At 70.3% G+C, this 15,457-nt stretch carries 13 protein-coding genes, 1 tRNA gene and 2 pseudogenes; 7 read left to right on the forward strand and 9 right to left on the reverse strand.

Annotated elements, in window-relative coordinates:
- Positions 1-13 precede the first annotated feature (13 nt).
- The 3 genes from ACFY6U_RS13720 to ACFY6U_RS13730 all read right to left on the reverse strand — a co-directional run bounded on the left by ACFY6U_RS13720 (position 14) and on the right by ACFY6U_RS13730 (position 3,059).
- A complete protein-coding gene (locus tag ACFY6U_RS13720) occupies positions 14-796 on the reverse strand; it encodes an ATP-binding cassette domain-containing protein (RefSeq protein WP_390037813.1) in 783 nt (260 codons plus the stop codon).
- The gene (locus tag ACFY6U_RS13725; protein ID WP_390037815.1) at positions 793-1,824 is read right to left on the reverse strand and encodes an ABC transporter permease; all 1,032 of its coding nucleotides are present in this window, start codon (positions 1,822-1,824) and stop codon (positions 793-795) included. The genes ACFY6U_RS13720 and ACFY6U_RS13725 overlap by 4 nt, the downstream gene beginning before the upstream one ends.
- 107 nt (positions 1,825-1,931) lie before the next feature.
- Positions 1,932-3,059: a substrate-binding domain-containing protein gene (locus ACFY6U_RS13730; protein WP_390037817.1), complete on the reverse strand. Its 1,128-nt coding sequence runs from the start codon at positions 3,057-3,059 to the stop codon at positions 1,932-1,934.
- A 149-nt stretch (positions 3,060-3,208) separates the two neighbouring features.
- Between ACFY6U_RS13730 and ACFY6U_RS13735 the strand changes: the two genes are divergently transcribed.
- The gene (locus tag ACFY6U_RS13735) at positions 3,209-4,267 is read left to right on the forward strand and encodes a LacI family DNA-binding transcriptional regulator (RefSeq protein WP_390037819.1); all 1,059 of its coding nucleotides are present in this window, start codon (positions 3,209-3,211) and stop codon (positions 4,265-4,267) included.
- Positions 4,260-5,330, forward strand: coding sequence for a carbohydrate kinase (locus tag ACFY6U_RS13740; RefSeq protein ID WP_390037821.1), 1,071 nt, complete (start codon positions 4,260-4,262; stop codon positions 5,328-5,330). The genes ACFY6U_RS13735 and ACFY6U_RS13740 overlap by 8 nt, the downstream gene beginning before the upstream one ends.
- Positions 5,331-5,393: 63 nt before the next feature.
- Here ACFY6U_RS13740 and ACFY6U_RS13745 read toward each other — a convergent pair.
- A pseudogene (locus ACFY6U_RS13745) lies at positions 5,394-5,864 on the reverse strand (GH32 C-terminal domain-containing protein); the annotation flags it as partial.
- A 65-nt stretch (positions 5,865-5,929) separates the two neighbouring features.
- On the opposite strand from ACFY6U_RS13745, the pseudogene ACFY6U_RS13750 reads away from it, so the two are divergent.
- Positions 5,930-6,067 (forward strand): annotated as a pseudogene (locus tag ACFY6U_RS13750) (DUF397 domain-containing protein); the annotation flags it as partial.
- Positions 6,068-6,149: 82 nt separating this feature from the next.
- Here the strand turns inward: ACFY6U_RS13750 and ACFY6U_RS13755 are convergent.
- Positions 6,150-6,221 (reverse strand) — tRNA-Gln (locus ACFY6U_RS13755).
- 399 nt (positions 6,222-6,620) lie between these two features.
- Here ACFY6U_RS13755 and ACFY6U_RS13760 point away from each other — a divergent pair.
- Positions 6,621-7,109 (forward strand): hypothetical protein, encoded by a 489-nt coding sequence (locus ACFY6U_RS13760; protein WP_390037823.1) that lies wholly within the window; start codon positions 6,621-6,623, stop codon positions 7,107-7,109.
- Between the two features lie 137 nt (positions 7,110-7,246).
- Entirely contained in the window at positions 7,247-8,992 is a 1,746-nt protein-coding gene (locus tag ACFY6U_RS13765; protein WP_390037825.1) for a S8 family serine peptidase, read from the forward strand.
- Positions 8,993-9,131: 139 nt separating this feature from the next.
- Here the strand turns inward: ACFY6U_RS13765 and ACFY6U_RS13770 are convergent, their stop codons facing one another.
- The 3 genes from ACFY6U_RS13770 to ACFY6U_RS13780 all read right to left on the reverse strand — a co-directional run bounded on the left by ACFY6U_RS13770 (position 9,132) and on the right by ACFY6U_RS13780 (position 12,701).
- Positions 9,132-11,057: a protease pro-enzyme activation domain-containing protein gene (locus tag ACFY6U_RS13770; protein ID WP_390038633.1), complete on the reverse strand. Its 1,926-nt coding sequence runs from the start codon at positions 11,055-11,057 to the stop codon at positions 9,132-9,134.
- Positions 11,058-11,392: 335 nt separating this feature from the next.
- Positions 11,393-12,028 (reverse strand): DUF305 domain-containing protein, encoded by a 636-nt coding sequence (locus tag ACFY6U_RS13775; RefSeq protein WP_390037827.1) that lies wholly within the window; start codon positions 12,026-12,028, stop codon positions 11,393-11,395.
- Position 12,029: 1 nt separating this feature from the next.
- Entirely contained in the window at positions 12,030-12,701 is a 672-nt protein-coding gene (locus ACFY6U_RS13780; protein ID WP_390037829.1) for a DUF3105 domain-containing protein, read from the reverse strand.
- Between the two features lie 169 nt (positions 12,702-12,870).
- Between ACFY6U_RS13780 and ACFY6U_RS13785 the strand changes: the two genes are divergently transcribed.
- Entirely contained in the window at positions 12,871-13,314 is a 444-nt protein-coding gene (locus tag ACFY6U_RS13785) for an Rrf2 family transcriptional regulator (RefSeq protein WP_390037831.1), read from the forward strand.
- A 176-nt stretch (positions 13,315-13,490) separates the two neighbouring features.
- Positions 13,491-14,015, forward strand: coding sequence for a hypothetical protein (locus ACFY6U_RS13790; protein ID WP_217560213.1), 525 nt, complete (start codon positions 13,491-13,493; stop codon positions 14,013-14,015).
- A 74-nt stretch (positions 14,016-14,089) separates the two neighbouring features.
- Here the strand turns inward: ACFY6U_RS13790 and ACFY6U_RS13795 are convergent, their stop codons facing one another.
- Complete coding sequence (locus ACFY6U_RS13795; RefSeq protein WP_390037833.1) at positions 14,090-15,289, reverse strand: globin domain-containing protein; 1,200 nt, start codon at positions 15,287-15,289, stop codon at positions 14,090-14,092.
- Positions 15,290-15,457: the final 168 nt, after the last annotated feature.

A 15,457-nucleotide genomic window follows, 5' to 3' on the forward strand; every position in this document is an offset into this window, starting at 1 on the left:
CGTGCCGCCCCTTTCAGCTCGCCTCGGGGGCGAGCTTCTTCGCGCCCGTCATGATGGCCACCGCGTCCTCCATGGAGTGCGACTCGGGGGTGATGACGCCGGCGCGGGCGCCGAGGCGCTGGATGTGGATGCGGTCGGCGACCTCGAAGACGTTGGGCATGTTGTGGCTGATGAGGATGACGCCGAGACCCTGGTCGCGCAGGTCGCGGACGAGTTTGAGGACCTGGCCGGTCTCGCGGACGCCGAGCGCGGCGGTGGGTTCGTCGAGGATCACGACCCGGCCGCCGAAGGCGGCGGTACGGGCGACGGCCACGGACTGGCGCTGGCCGCCGGAGAGGGTCTCCACGGCCTGGTTGATGTTCTGCAGCGTGCCGATGCCGAGCCGTTTGATGTGGTCGGCGGCCTGCTTCTTCATCTCGCCGGTGTCGAGCATGCGGAACACCGAGCCGAGGACGCCCTTGCGGCGGATCTCGCGGGCGAGGAAGAGGTTGCTGGCGATGTCCAGGGCGGGGGCGACGGCGAGGGTCTGGTAGACGGTCTCGATGCCGGCGTCGCGGGCGTCCTGGGGGCGTTTGAAGTGGACCTCCTTGCCGTCGACCAGGATGCTGCCCTGGTCGGGGACGAGGGCTCCGGACAGGCACTTGATCAGGGTGGACTTGCCGGCGCCGTTGTCGCCGATGACGGCGAGGACCTCGCCGGCGTGGAGGGTGAGGTCGACGCTGTTCAGGCCGACGACCCTGCCGAAGAGCTTGACCAGGCCCTTTGCTTCGAGAACGGGGGCGGTGGCGGTCGTCACGACTTCACACTCCGGATCCACTGGTCGACGGAGACAGCCGCGATCACCAGGATGCCGACTGCGAGGACTTGGTAGTTGGGGTCGATGCCGGCCAGCGCGAGGCCGTTGACGAAGACCTGGACGATGAGCGCGCCGATCAGCGAGCCGAAGACCACCCCGCGGCCGCCGAACAGGCTGGTGCCGCCGATCACCACGGCGGTGATGGACTGCAGGTTGGCGTTGAGACCGCTGTTGGGGTCACCGCCGCCGACCCGGCCGACCAGGATCCAGGCGCCCACGGCGATGGCGAAACCGCCCACCATGTAGGCGCTGAGCAGGACCCGGTTGACGGAGATGCCGGCCAGCCGGGCGGCCTCGACGTCGTCGCCGACGGCGTAGAGGTGGCGGCCCCAGGCGGTGTAACGCAGGGCGTAGCCGACCACCGCGTACAGCGCGATCATGAGGAGGACGCCGTACGTGAGGTTCAGCTGTCCGAGCGAGACGGTCTGGCCGCTCCACAGCAGGATGTTGCCCGGCTGCAGGGCGACGGTCTGGCCCTTGGCGTAGATGAGGGTGACGGCGGTGAAGACGCTGAGGGTGCCGAGGGTGACGATGAACGGCGGCAGCTTGATCTTGGTCACCAGTACGCCGTTGACGGCCTGCGCGGCGATCGCGACGACCGCCCCGGCCAGCAGGGCGAACACGCCGGGCCAGTGGTTGTCCGCGACGAGCTTCGACATGAGCAGGGAGGACAGCACCATCACCGCGCCGATCGACAGGTCGATGCCGGCGGTGAGGATGATGACCGTCTGGCCGACGGCGAGCGAACCGATGACGGCCACCTGCTGGGCGACCAGCGAGAGGTTCTGCAGCGCGTAGAAGCGCTCGTTCACCAGGGAGAACACGACGGCGGCGAGCACCAGGACGATGGCCGGGCTGAGGGCCGGCTGGCGGTGCAGCACCGAGTGGATGCGCTGGCTGGGGGTGGCGGGCCTGTTGAGGAACTCCTCCGCCGGTGCCGGTGTGGCTTTGTCCACGTGGGTGGTCACAGGGGGTCCTTCCGGTGTTTTCCCTGGTACGGGCTCATGGGCTCGTGGAGTACGGGTGCGGCGCCGGTGCCGTGACGACGGGCCGCGGCGCCGCACCCGGCGGGGTGTCAGCTGCCCCAGCAGGCGGAGGCGGCCTGTGAGGGGGACTGCACGGTCAGGCCGTCCAGGGACTTGGCGGCGACGAGGGCGGTACCGGTGTCGTAGAAGGACTTGCCGTCGGTCACGCTGGGCTTGCTGCCGCCGCGGGCCAGCTTGGCGATCGACGTGACGCCGAGGGCCGCCATCTTGCCCGGGTACTGCACCGCGTCGGCGGCGAACTCCCCGCTGGTCACGTTCTTCAGGCCGGAGCAGCTGCCGTCGATCGCGTAGATCGCGGCCTGCTTCACCTTGCCGGCCGCGTTCAGCGCGTTGTACGCGCCCTCACCCGCGGGCTCGTTGATCGCGTAGACGACGTTGATGTCCGGGTTGGCCGACAGGCAGTTCTCCATCGCGGTGCGGCCGCCGTCGATGGCGCCCTGCGTGGGCTGGTGACAGACGACCTTGTATGTGCCGCCCTTGCCGCCGGTGTACTTGCCGGACTTGGCTTCCTTGCCGTTCTCGGTCTTGCTGCCCGGGTCGATGCCCATGCCCTCCAGGAAGCCGTGGTCACGGTTGATGTCGACCGAGACGACCTGGTTGTTGAACAGGTCGAGCATGGCGATGACGGCCGGCTTGCCGCCGAGGGCCGCCGCCGCGTACTGGCCGATGAGCTTGCCGGCCTGCTCGTTGTCGGTGGCGTAGGTGATGTCCGCGGTGCTCGTCGGGTTCGGCGCGGTGTCCAGGGCGATCACGAACAGGCCGGCCTGCTTGGCCCGGCCCAGGGCCGCGTTCACCGCGTCGCCGTTGGTGGTGATGAGGATGCCCTTGTCGCCACGGGCTATCGCGTTGTCGATGGCGGTGATCTGGGTCTGGGTGTCGCCGTCGCTGGTGCCCGCCGCCACCGTGAGACCCACGTTGTCCTTGGCGGCCTGAGCCTTGGCGTCCTTCTCCATGCTGACGAAGTACGGGTTGGTGAGGGTCTTCAGGATCAGCGACACCCCCACCTTGCCACCGCCCCCCGAGGCGGACGAGGAGGCGCTCCCGTTCGAGGAACCGCAGGCCGCGAGCGTCGCGCCGAGGCAGACCGTGACGCCGATCGCCATCGCCCGGGTACGCCGGCCGGAGCGGCTCGACAGGTGACTGGTGGAGAAGTTCATGGCTCGATCCCTTTCGGATCCGTCCCTTGGCCGACGCTGAGACAACGTTGACTGGGCGAGATACTGGGCCTGTATGGACGAGCGCGTCAAGACGCTGATAAACATGCGTCGGCAACGAGTGGGTAACGCGAATCCGGTAGGAGACAACGATGACTCAGGGCGAAACGCCGCCCCGGTCCACCCGCAGCCGCCCCACCATGCGTGAGGTCGCGGCGCTGGCCGGAGTCGCCATCAAGACGGTCTCGCGCGTGTTCAACGGCGTCCCCACCGTCGATCCCGCGATCGTCGCCAGGGTCCGCGAGGCCGCCGACCAACTGGGCTACCGTCCCAACCTCACCGCGAGCAGTCTGCGCCGCGGCGACGGTCGTACCGCCACCATCGGCATGCTGGTCGAGGACGCCGCGAACCCCTTCTCGGCCGCCCTGACCCGCACCGTGGAGAACGTCGCCCGGGAACGCGGAGTCCTGGTGCTGGTCGGCAGCGTGGACGAGGACCCGGCACGCGAACGGGAGCTGGCCCAGGCGCTCGTGGACCGCCGGGTGGACGGGCTGGTCATCGTCCCGGCGGGACGCGACCAGAGCTACCTGATCAGCGAACAGCGCTCCGGCACCCGCATGGTCTTCGTCGACCGCGAGGCCGGTCTGCTGGACGCGGACGCGGTCGTCTCCGACAACCGGCAGGGCGCCGTCACCGCCGTCAACCACCTGCTCAAGGCCGGCCACCGCCGTATCGCCTACCTCGGCGACCGCGCCTCCATCCCGACCGCCGCCCAGCGCTTCGACGGGTACCGGCACGCGCTGGAGGTCGCGCACCTCACGTACGACGACGAGATCGTGCGGCACGTGCCGGCCAGTGAGGAGGCCGCCGTCGCCGCCACCAAGGGGCTGCTGGAGCTGCCGGATCCGCCCACGGCACTGTTCACCAGCCAGAACCTGGTCACCATCGGCGCCCTGCGGGCCCTGCGTGCCCTCGGACTGCAGGACACCGTCGCCCACGTGGGCTTCGACGACTTCCCGTTGGCGGACATCCTCGACCCGGGCATCTCCGTCATCGCCCAGAACGTCGAGGAGGTGGGCAGGACCGCCGCCGAGATGCTCTTCCACCGTCTGGACGGCGACGAGTCGCCCACCCGCACCGTCACCGTGCCAACCCGGCTCATCGAGCGGGGCTCCGGCGAAATCCCGGCCGAAGGACCCCGCCATGACTGAAGCCGTACGAGCCGCCGCACAGCCGCCGGCCGTGACCGTGATCGGCGAAGCCCTCATCGACCTGGTCCAGCTCGACGCCCCCGGCGACTACCGCGCCCGGCCCGGCGGCAGCCCCTTCAACGTCGCCATCGGCCTCGCCCGGCTCGGCCACCGCACCGCGCTCATGGCACGGCTGGCCGACAACACCTTCGGCCGGTTGCTGCGCGCGCACGCCGCCGCCGAGGGCGTCGACCTGACCTCGGCCCCGGCCGCCGCCGAACCCACCACGCTCGCCGTGGTCTCCATGGACGGGCAGGGGCGGGCGAGTTACGACTTCTACCTGGACGGCACCGCGGACTGGCAGTGGAGCGAGGCGGAGACCGCGCTCGTCCCCCGGGACACGGCCGTACTGCACTTCGGTTCGGTCGCCTCCTGGACGGCTCCGGCCGACCGGCACATCCACTCCGTTGCCTGCCGCCTGCGCGCCGAGGGCACGACGCTGATCAGCTACGACCCCAACGTCCGCCCCGTCCTCCTCGGCGACCCGGAGCGCGGCAGGCAGGCCGTCGAACGGAGCGTCGGCACCGCCCACCTCGTCAAGGCGAGCCGCGAGGACGTCGAGTGGCTCTACCCCGACACGCCGATCGAGAAGACCGCCGCCCGCTGGCTGGAGCTCGGCGCACTCCTCGTCGTCATCACCGACGGCCCCGACGGCGCCCATGTCTACTCCGGCGCGGGGAGCCTGAGCCGTCCCGGACGGAAGGTCGCGGTGGTGGACACCGTCGGCGCGGGCGACGCGTTCACCGCGGGGCTGCTGGGCGCGCTGACCCGCCACGGACTGCACAGCCCGCGGGCGCTGGCCGCGGCCGACCCGGGCGCACTGCGGATCGCCGTGGACGACGCGATCCTCGTCTCCGCGCTGACCTGCGAACGCCTGGGCGCCGACCCGCCCACCGCCCTGCCCCGCCCCACATCGCCCACCCAGGCACCCCTGGAGGCGACGGACCTGACGTTCCCCGACGACAACCGCCGTACGGAAACGGACGGTCCGGCACCGCGCCCGACGCAGCCGACCGCGAGCTGACCGGGCCGCACGCAAGCCTGCCCTGGTCGCTCGCTTCCAGATGGACGCCGGTTGCCATGCCTTCAGTCGGCCGAGCTTCGCGGTGCCGTCGTCGGCGAAGACGTCGACGCCGGTGTCGGCGGGATCTGGGAGGATCTGGTCGGTGAGGACGACCTGTTCGCCGGAGGCGTTCTCCGCGTAGACCTCGACCGAGGACGCGTCGACGAGGACGTGCAGGCTCAGCGGCTTGCCGTCAAGGGCCAGGGGGGCGCGCTCGGTACTGGCGAAGGTCGGGTCGAAGTCGGTCGCGCCGGAGGCGGTGCGGTCCAGGTAGACCTCGCCGGTGGTGGTGTCGTAGCCGATCCGGGTGCGCTGGGCACCGCCGGTACGGACGTCGAGACCGAAGCGCTCAGCGGTGCCCGCGGTGAGAGTGGCCTGGAGTTCCAGGGTGCTGCCGCTCACGCCGAGCGGCGTGGTGCCGTTGGTGACGGCCGTGGCCGGGACGCCGGCGGCGGCCCCGCGGAGTGTCTTCAGCTCCTTGACCGGCTTCTGCACCAGTTGGACCTTGCCGTTGACGGTCTGCAGGGCGAGCTGCCGGGGGAAGGTGCCGGCGCTGCGGTGACGGTGGCAACTGCGTCGAGGTCGCCGACGGCTTCCCCGCCCTCGTCCCCGTCCGCGACTCGAAAAACGCCCCCCACGGCCCCACCCTCCTCCTCGCCGCCACTGCCTGGACCCCCTTCGTCGACTCCCTCAAGTAGGCGTAACGCAAAGGGGCGTGAGGTCATCAGGACCCCACGCCCCACCGCACCGGCAGCAGATCACCGGCCGCGTCCGTGCTTGCTGGGATACCAGGACTCGAACCTGAACTAACGGAACCAGAAACCGTCGGGCTGCCAATTACCCCATATCCCATTCACCCCGAGGGCCGCGGGAGCTCGGCCGGTCGGGTGCTGCCCTACCGCGTATCGCTGTAAGGCCTTGCCCAATCTATCCGCGCTCTCCGTGATGCCTGGCGATGTGCCGGGAGTGTCGAGCGGAATTCTCGGGTCCCCGAAACCCCTGCCGCCGGCGCCGGCGGTGAGTGAGTGCCGCCCGCACGGGTCGTTCGCCGCCTTCGGCAGCAGTTCATCCTGCCGCGTCCCTGGCCGGTTCGCCGGTCGCCGGGGCCGATCGGGGGATTCGTCGCCCCGAGTGGCTCGCCCGATTGTGGGGCGCTCCGGTATCACCGTAGCTTCAATATGTCGGAATTATTCCGAAAAGGTCAACAAAATCCCATATGTTGATCTTCCTGTAACATCGAACGGAGCATCCATGTCGGTGATGACCGGTACCCCGCCTCTGCAGCAGTTCGGCCAGCAGATCGCCGGACCGCAGCAGCAGCTCGCGCAGGTCGTCCAGCAGTCCATCCAGCAGGCCTGCCAGCAGGCGGGCCAGCAGATCGCGCAGCGCATGCAGCAGACGCTGCAGCAGATCCAGCAGGTCCAGCAGCAGCTGCAGCAGCAGGGCATCGCCCACCACGCCCACCCGTACCTGGCCGTCGCGCTGCACAGCACGCTGATCCAGGGCGTGCGCAGCGCCGTGGAGCAGTCCGTGCAGCAGGCGCTGCCGACCGCGATCCTGACGCTGCTGCAGCAGAGCCACCAGGGTCAGCAGGGCGGCCAGCAGGGTCAGCAGGGCCAGCAGAGCCACCAGCCGTGGGGCGGCGGCTTCGGCCAGCAGTACTCGCAGCAGTACCCGCAGCAGTACCAGCAGCCCGGCTTCGGCTTCGGCCAGATGGGTCTGCCCTTCGGCATCGGCTGACACAAGGCAGGCAGTGCGCTGTGCGGTGTGCCCGGGATCGATTCCCGGGCACACCGCACAGCCGCGGAAGGCGCCGGCCGCCCGTCATGCGCAACAGAAGCCCAAAAACCTACGCAGACATGGTCAAGGTGGATGTAATGGTCAAGGACAGGCCCGGAAGCAAGCCCCGGAGCAACCGCCAGAGCGAATCCGAGGGCGCGGGGGCCGGCGGGCCGGGCCCCGAGGAGAAACCGGGGCCACGCAAGAAGGGCGGACCGTCATCGATCGCGGTGCAGCCACGCCGGTCCCGCTACATGGTGACCCCGCTGCCGCAGCAGCTTCTGCCCGTGGGAGTGCCCGAACTCGGCATGGACGCGGTGTGCGACCATCTGGAGCGGATGCCCGAGGTCACGGTGGTCCGCAGACTCACCCCTTCGGACAAGCTGAAGTCGGCGGGCGTGCAGCCCTCCTGCCCCGAACTCGTGGTCGTCGAGGCCGCCGAGGCCCAGGTACCGGCGATGCAGACGCTGCATGTGCACATCGAGCCGGATCTGCCGCTGTCCGCAGTCCTACCCGTTGCCACGCCGACCGCGGGGATGCTGCCGTTGCGCGACCCGGGGCTGGTCATGCCGCTGGAGGAGCCCGTGGAGGTCCAGGTCCGCGTCTGCGGCCCGGACGGCGAACCGCTGGCCGGCGCAGGGGTGTTCCTGATCGGGGCGACATGGCCGAGCCAGGGCGTCACCGGCCCCGACGGGAGGGCCACCCTCACCCTGGCGACGGAGACCGTGGAGTCCGTCCAGTCCCTGTACGTCCGGCCCGCGGGCGGCTACACCGACCTCTGGATCCACCGCCCCGACCTGTCGGGGACCCAGGACAACCTCGTCACCCTCACCCCGCTGTCCAAGGTCTACCCGGAACTGGAACAGCGGCAGAGTTACGGCTGGGGCCAGCAGGCCATGCGGTTGGACCGGCTGCCGCCCACGTTCCGCGGCTTCGGCATCAAGATCGCCGTCATCGGTACGGGCGTGAGTGCCGACCACCCCGACCTGAAGCAACGGGTGCGCTCCGGTGCCGACTTCGTGCGCGGCACGAAGGAGGGCTGGGCCCACGACCCGGTCGGCACCGGCACCCACGCGGCCGGCGTCATCGCCGGGGCGGACACCGGCAAGGGCATCATCGGCATCGCCGTCGACGCCGAACTCGAAGTCTGCCAGGTCATGCCCGGCGGCCACTTCAGCGACCTGATCGCCGCCCTGGACGACTGCATCGAGCACGAGGCCGACATCGCCCACCTCCAGGTGGCGACCCCGTACCCCTCGGCGCTGGTCTCCCGCAAACTCGCCGACGCCACCGCGGCGGGCATCGCCTGCATCGCTCCGGCAGGCGACAGCGGCGGACCGGTCTCCTTCCCCGCCTCGCTGCCCACCGTCCTCGCCGTGGGCGCTCTGGGAGCCTTCGGCACCTATCCGCCCGACACCTCCCACGCCGTCCACATCGGGCCGCAGCTGAGCCCGGAAGGGCTGTTCGCCGCGCCGTTCAGCTGCCACGGCCCCGGGGTGAATGCGGCCGCCCCCGGCGTTGCGGTTCTCTCCTGCTCCCCGGGCGGCGGCTATACCGCCCTCGACGGTACCGGCACCGCGTCTGCCCACATCGCGGGCCTGGCCGCGCTCGTGCTGGCCCACCACGAGGACTTCCACGGCCGGCTGCTGCCTCGCGGACCCGGCCGCGTGCAGCACCTGTTCGAGATCATCGCCGCCAGCTGCCGCCCACTGGCCGCACCGGGAACACTGGACGCGGCCCGTACCGGGCACGGCCTGCCCGACGCCCTCACCGCACTCGGCCTGGCCCCCGGCATGCAACTCGCCCCAGCCCTGTCCCCCTTCGCCCCCTCCATGACCGGGTAGATCCCTCTCGCGGCTCGAACACGGCTCGAAGCCGGTCACTCCCGGGCCAGGGCATCCAGCCCTCCGCCCGGCGCAACACGAAGGGGCGTGAGGTCACCAGGACCCCACGCCCCCTTCGTCGGCCGAGCCGCGCAGCGGGTCAGTGCTTGCGGTGTGCCTTCGTCGGCTTGTACGACGCGACGTAGCCGCCCGCCGGGGTGCCGACGCCGGTGACGTCGTCGTAGCCCTTGACCGCGGACAGGGAGCTGTCCTTGCCGAGGCTGCGGACCGAGGTCAGCAGGCCGTTGGTGGCGTCGTAGCCGTTGGCGAAGTCGACGCGGGCGACGGCGAGGCCCTTGCCGGTCGGGTTGTCGGTGACGTCGTGGTAGGCCTTGGTGCCGTACTTGGAGTAGATCAGCGGGTTGGCGAAGCCGATCGCCTGACCGCCGCGCGCCTCCTGGGCGAGGGCCTGGACCGCCGCGATCACCGGCGCGGCCAGCGAGGTGCCGCCGATGCGGTACTCGCTGTACGCCTCGGTGCCGTCCGCCTGGGTCTGGGTCTGGCCGACCTTGAAGCCCGTGTTGGGGTCGGCGATCGCCGAGATGTCCGGGACGACCCGGTTGCCGCCGGCGCTGTTGGCCGTGGCCAGCGCCTTCGGGACGACGTTCTTCTGGTAGTACGGCTCACCGACCGTCTTGCTGGTGCCGCCGCCCGCGCCCGAGGTGAACGCGCCGGGGAAGTTGGTCCAGCTCTTGCCGTCGGTGGACAGCGAGGCCTTCTCGGTGCCCCAGCCGGTCTCCCACAGGTACGTGTCGCCCTTGCCGACGGCGAGGGAGGTACCGCCGACCGCCGTCACCCAGGCGGAGTTGGCCGGGGTGTCGACCTGCTTCGTACCGGTGTTGGCGACCTCGTCGCCGTTGTCACCGGAGGAGAAGTAGAAGCCGATGCCCTGGACCGCGCCCAGCTGGAAGACCTGGTCGTAGGCGGCCGCGACGTCCGGGGTCTCGTTCGCCTCGATGTCGCCCCAGGAGTTGGAGACGATGTCGGCCAGGTGGTTGTCGACCACCTTGCTGAGGGCGTCGAGGAGGTCGTTGTCCATGCAGGACGCGGCGCCCACGTAGGTGACGTCGGCGTCCGGCGCGACCGCGTGCACGGCCTCGACGTCGAGGGTCTCCTCGCCGTACCAGCCGGAGGCGTCGCACTCGTCGGCGCCGGTGTTGGTGTAGTTCGAGGGCAGCACCTGGTGCAGCTGGCTCGTCTTCCACGCGGCGTCGCCGTGCGCCTTGGCGTAGGTGCCGGCGTCGAAGGCGATGGTCGGCGAGGCGAACGCGTCGGTGATCGCGACGCGCACGTGCTTGCCGGTGTAGCTGCCGGCGCCGTAGGCGGCCCGCAGCTGCTTGCCGGTGTAGCCCTGGACGGCGTACGGGATCTTCGTGCCGTACGCGCTCGGCAGCGTGCTCGCTGTGTTCGAGCCGTAGTACGACGAGAACGGCCCGGAGTTCTTGAACACGGTGGCCGGGGGCGGCAGCGTGTCGTCGTGGGTGGCCTTGTGCGGCGCGTTGTCCAGCCCGGTGACGGTCAGGACGGCGTCGCTGACGGCGGCCGGCACGGACGCGGTCTGCGCCGGGGCGCGGTAGGTCCTGGAGCCCTTGGCGTAGTTGTGCAGCTGGGTGCCGAACGCCTTCTCGGCGGCGGACACGTCGCCGGAGACGGCGATGTAGTGCTGGGTGACCTCGGTGACCTTCAGGCCGGACGCGGTCAGCCAGGACTTGACGGCCTTCACCTGGGCCTTGGTGGCGCCGTAGCGGGCCTGGACCTGCTTGGCGCTGAGGTACTTGCCGTAGAGCGGCGAGCTGGGGTCGGACACGGCCTTCGCGTAGGCCGCGAGGCCCTTGGCGTCCTGGCCGGCCAGGTAGACCCGGGCCTTGACCTGCGCGCTGTTCGAGGTGGCGCCCTTGTCCGCCTTGGCCGTGGCCCAGGTGGGCTTGGTGCCCTTCAGGCTGTCACGGGCCGGGCTGTCCGCGGCGTGCGCCGCGGGTATGCCGAGTGCGAGCGCGCCGGCGATCATCGGCAGTGTCGCTGCCATGCTCACGCTGGCCCGCACCTTGGCACGGTTGGATCTCATACTGCCCCCTGCTATGCGGTTCGACGCATGGAGTGGTCGGTCGTCCGTGGTCACCAGGAGGCCTGCGGCGGAACGGCCCGTGAATGGATCACACGGTGGACGTCACTCTTTCGGTGAACTGTTCATGCCAGGGGAATGAGAAACCCAAGGAAGTCCCAAGTGGGCGTTGATTAGGGGCTTTTGGTCCACTTTCGACGGCGCGCAGAACATTACAGATCGGTTGCGATTGTTGTTGAATGCTTGCGGTGCCGTTAAGTCGACAAATCCCCCGACTTGTAAGGCGTGTTGGAGACCGCTCAGGCGCGCGGCTTCGCGCCCCGCTCCGTCAGCATCTGCTTCATCGCCGTCAGCTCCGACTGCTGCGCGTCGACCATGCCCTGGGCGAGGTTCTTCTCCACCGCGACGGTGCACCTGGCCACACACCCCTCGGCCATGTGGATGCCGCCCTTGTGATGGTCCGTCATCAGCTGGAGGTAGAAGATCTCCGCCTGTTTGCCGTTCAGGGTCCCCAGCTTCTTCAGCTCGGTGTCGGTCGCCATGCCCGGCATCAGCGAACCGTCCCCGCGCTCGGGCATGTCACCCATGCCCATCCAGGACATCGGCGGCTTCGCCGACACCTTCGGCAGGTCCCACAGGTCCAGCCAGCCCAGCAGCATGCCGCGCTGGTTGGCCTGCGTCTGTGCGATGTCGTAGGCGAGCCGCCGTACTTCCGTGTTCTTCGTGCGGTCGCGGATGATGTACGACATCTCCACGGCCTGCTGGTGGTGGACCGCCATGTCCCGCGCGAACCCCGCGTCCGCCCCGTCCGCGCTCGGGACCTTCAGGCCGCCGCCACCGCCGTCGCCGTCCTCGGCGACCGCGTAGGTGATCGCGCCGGCCGCGACGAGCACCGCCGCGGCGGTCCCGGCGATCCAGCCGATGTGCTTCCTCACGTCACATCGTCCCGCCCGTGCAGGAGGCCCCCGGCTCCGGGGTCTGCTTGCCCTGCACGTACGTCTCGAAGAACGTGCCGACCTTCGGGTCGTCCGCGCTCGTCACGCTCAGCTGGTGCCCCCACGCCGACAGCTCGATCGGCGAGGTCTGGTCCGCGTACGGGCTCATCAGCGAGTACGGCGTCTGCTTCACCTTCGCCGCCAGCTTGTCCACGTCGGACTTGCTCGCCTTGTCGGTGTACGTCACCCAGACCGCGCCGTGTTCGAGGGCGTGCACGGCGTTCTCGTCCTTCACGGCCTTGGTGTAGACGTTGCCGTTGCAGTTGAGCCACACCGGGTTGTGGTTGCCGCCGACCGGCGGGTGCATCGGGTACTTCACGGTCCCCGTGACGTGGGTGCGGGACAGCTTGCCCGTCCAGGTCCGCACGCCGTCGCTGCCGGTGACGAAGTGCCCGGAGTCCCCGGAGCCGCCCTTCGCGTCGCTCGCGCTGTCGCTCTTGCCCGACTGCGAGTTGACGAGCACCACACCGCCGACGACGAGACCGGCCACGACCACCGTGCTCGCGGCGATGGTCAGGATCCGGTTACGGCGCTCGCGGGCACGCTCCGCCCGCCGCATCTCCTCTATGCGCGCCTTGCGCTCGGCGTTGCTGCTCTTCTTCGCGGAACCCATGGGATGTGTCCTTCTGGGGGAAAGAGACGTGGACGGTGGGGCTCGCTGATCGTAATGGGGGAGATGGGGTCGGCCGTAGGCAGGGCACAGGAAAGTCCTGTAAAGACCCGGGATCCGACAGGAAACCGATAATTTGAATGACGGATGCGTATTACCTAGCCTGACCGGTATGCGGCTGCTGCGCTCCACCGACCTGGCTCTACGCCTGCTGATGCGGCTCGCCGTCGCGGGCGACGCCAGCCCCACGACCCGCGAGGTCGCCGGTGACATGGACGTGCCGTACACGCACGCCGCGAAGGTGGTCGCCGAACTGCAGCACATGGGGCTCGTCGACGCCCGGCGCGGCCGGGGCGGTGGGCTGACGCTGACCGGGAAGGGCCGCAGCGCTTCGGTGGGGGCGCTGGTGCGCACCTTCGAGGGCGAGGGGGACGTGGTCGACTGCGAGGGCGCCACCCCGTGCCCCCTCAACTCCGGCTGCCGCCTGCGGGTAGCCCTGCGCCGGGCCCAGGAGGCGTTCTTCGCGGCGCTGGACCCGGTGACGGTGGCGGACATGGTGGCGGAGCCGACGGGGCCGTTGCTGCTCGGCATCTCCAAGGGGCCGAGGGCGGTTTAGAGGTCCGCAACCAAGCGCGGGCCATGGCTTGCCCTTCGTAGGCCCTGCAGTGTTCAAACATTCAACAAAGGGATCTCCGCTACCGACAAAGGGCTCTACCCGCATAGATGATCCCGGTGCTGTCATGCTCACGACCGCCCGGAACTCCTGCCGGGCACCCCACCGGGAGATCCCCCATGCCCCGAATATCCCGCTCCCTGGTCACCGCCCTCTCCTCCCTCGCCCTGGCCGCCGCCGGCCTCACGGTCGCCGCCGGCACCGCGCACGCGCAGAGCTGCAGCCAGGACTACCTCCCCCTGCCCGACCCCAGCTGCCAGCCCGGTGACTTCAACCCGGACGTCACCCAGTCCACCATCGACTCCACCATCTGCGTCTCCGGGTGGACCGCGACCGTCCGGCCGTCCAGTTCCTACACCACCGCGCTGAAGAAAAAGCAGATCGTCGAGTACGGCTACACGGACACCAGCACCTCGGACTACGAGGAGGACCACTTCGTCCCCCTCGAACTCGGCGGTGCCCCCAAGAGTGAGCTCAACCTCTGGCCCGAGCCGGAGTACGGCACCAAGACCGCCGCCAACAAGGACACCGTCGAGAACAAGCTCAAGAAGGCCGTCTGCGCCGGCACGGTCACCCTCGCCGACGCCCAGGACGCGATCGTCACGGACTGGACGACCGCGCTGTCGGACCTCGGCCTGAGCTGATCCCGTCCGCCCGGCGCAAGGGCCGGCCACCTCCTCCGGGGGTGGCCGGCCCTTCTCGGCTCCTGCCGCGCGGATCAGGCCGCGGCCGCCGCCAGCCACAGGTCCGGGCCGAAGACCTCGTAGTGGATGTCGGCCGGGGCCACGCCCTTGGCGAGGAGCTGGGTGCGGACGGCGCGCATGAAGGGGAGGGGGCCGCACAGGTACGCGCGCGTGCCGGGCGCGACGTCGACGTCGGTGAGGTCCACCAGGCCGGTGCGGGTGCCCGGCTCGGTGTCGCGCTCGTAGAAGACGTGCACGGCGGCGTCCGGGAGCTTGGCCGCGTACGCCGTGTGGTCGGTCCGCAGGGCGTGGTCGGCGGGGGAGCGGTCGCCGTGCACGACGGTGACCGGGGCGCGGTGGCCGTCGGCCGAGAGCGCGGCGAGCATCGCCACCATCGGGGTGACGCCGATGCCGGCGGAGGCGAGGAGAAGGGGCCGGTCGGCGGCATCGCCCAGGACGAGGTCGCCGTACGGCTCCGACAGCTCCAGGACGTCCCCTTCGCGCACGCGCGCGTGCAGGTGGTTGGAGACCTCGCCCTCGGGTGCCGTACCGCGGGGGTCGCCGGGCACGCGCTTGACGCTGAACTGGCGGACCGAGTCGTCCGGGGCGCCGGAGAGGCTGTACTGGCGTATCTGGCGGGCGCCGTCGGGGAGGGCGACGCCCACGGAGACGTACTGCCCGGCCCGGAAGCCGCGCGCCGGCCCGCCGTCGGCGGGCCGCACCCGGAAGGTCACGACCTCGGCCGTCTCCGCCACCCGTCCGACGACCTCCCAGGGCCGGAAGCCGGTGGCCCCGCTCTCCTCGTACAGCCGTTTCTCGATGGCGATCAGTGCGTTGGCCATCAGCCAGTAGACCTCGTCCCAGGCCGCCGCGACCTCGGGGGTGACGGCCTCGCCCAGCACTTCGACGATGGCGGCGAACAGGTGCTCGTGGACGACCGCGTACTGCTCGGGGGCGACTCCGAGGGAGGCGTGCTTGTGGGCGATCCGGCCCAGCATCGCGTCGGGCCGCTGGTCCGGATGGTCCAGCAGGTGCGTGGCGAACGCGGCGATGGAGCCGGCGAGGGCCTGCCGCTGGGTGCCGGCGGCCTGGTTGCCGCGGTTGAAGAGGTTCCGCAGCAGCTCGGGGTGGGCGGCGAAGAGGCGGGCGTAGAAACGCTCGGTGATCTCTCCGATGGCCGCGCCCACGGCGGGGAGGGTGGCGCGGACGGTGGCGGCGGACGGCTCGGACAGCATCGGGGCTCCTTGTGGCTCGCCGAACGGCTGGACGCCTCGACGCTATTAAAACTTGCATCTGAGATTCAAATTTAAGACCCGTGGTGTCGGTCACTCCGGATCCGGACCGGCCATTACGGATGCCGCCGCGAGCAGGCAAGATGGGCGGCAGGGCAGGACACCTGCCGT

Source organism: Streptomyces sp. NPDC013157, assembly GCF_042899865.1.
Classification (GTDB): domain Bacteria; phylum Actinomycetota; class Actinomycetes; order Streptomycetales; family Streptomycetaceae; genus Streptomyces.

Excerpts from the sequence above, each read along its gene's own strand:
- ACFY6U_RS13730 (WP_390037817.1), bottom strand. The coding sequence starts at position 3,059 with ATGAACTTCTCCACCAGTCACCTGTCGAGCCGCTCCGGCCGGCGTACC.
- ACFY6U_RS13735 (WP_390037819.1), top strand. The coding sequence starts at position 3,209 with ATGACTCAGGGCGAAACGCCGCCCCGGTCCACCCGCAGCCGCCCCACC.
- ACFY6U_RS13740 (WP_390037821.1), top strand. The coding sequence starts at position 4,260 with ATGACTGAAGCCGTACGAGCCGCCGCACAGCCGCCGGCCGTGACCGTG.
- ACFY6U_RS13760 (WP_390037823.1), top strand. The coding sequence starts at position 6,621 with ATGTCGGTGATGACCGGTACCCCGCCTCTGCAGCAGTTCGGCCAGCAG.
- ACFY6U_RS13765 (WP_390037825.1), top strand. The coding sequence starts at position 7,247 with ATGGTCAAGGACAGGCCCGGAAGCAAGCCCCGGAGCAACCGCCAGAGC.
- ACFY6U_RS13770 (WP_390038633.1), bottom strand. The coding sequence starts at position 11,057 with ATGGCAGCGACACTGCCGATGATCGCCGGCGCGCTCGCACTCGGCATA.
- ACFY6U_RS13780 (WP_390037829.1), bottom strand. The coding sequence starts at position 12,701 with ATGGGTTCCGCGAAGAAGAGCAGCAACGCCGAGCGCAAGGCGCGCATA.
- ACFY6U_RS13785 (WP_390037831.1), top strand. The coding sequence starts at position 12,871 with ATGCGGCTGCTGCGCTCCACCGACCTGGCTCTACGCCTGCTGATGCGG.
- ACFY6U_RS13790 (WP_217560213.1), top strand. The coding sequence starts at position 13,491 with ATGCCCCGAATATCCCGCTCCCTGGTCACCGCCCTCTCCTCCCTCGCC.
- ACFY6U_RS13795 (WP_390037833.1), bottom strand. The coding sequence starts at position 15,289 with ATGCTGTCCGAGCCGTCCGCCGCCACCGTCCGCGCCACCCTCCCCGCC.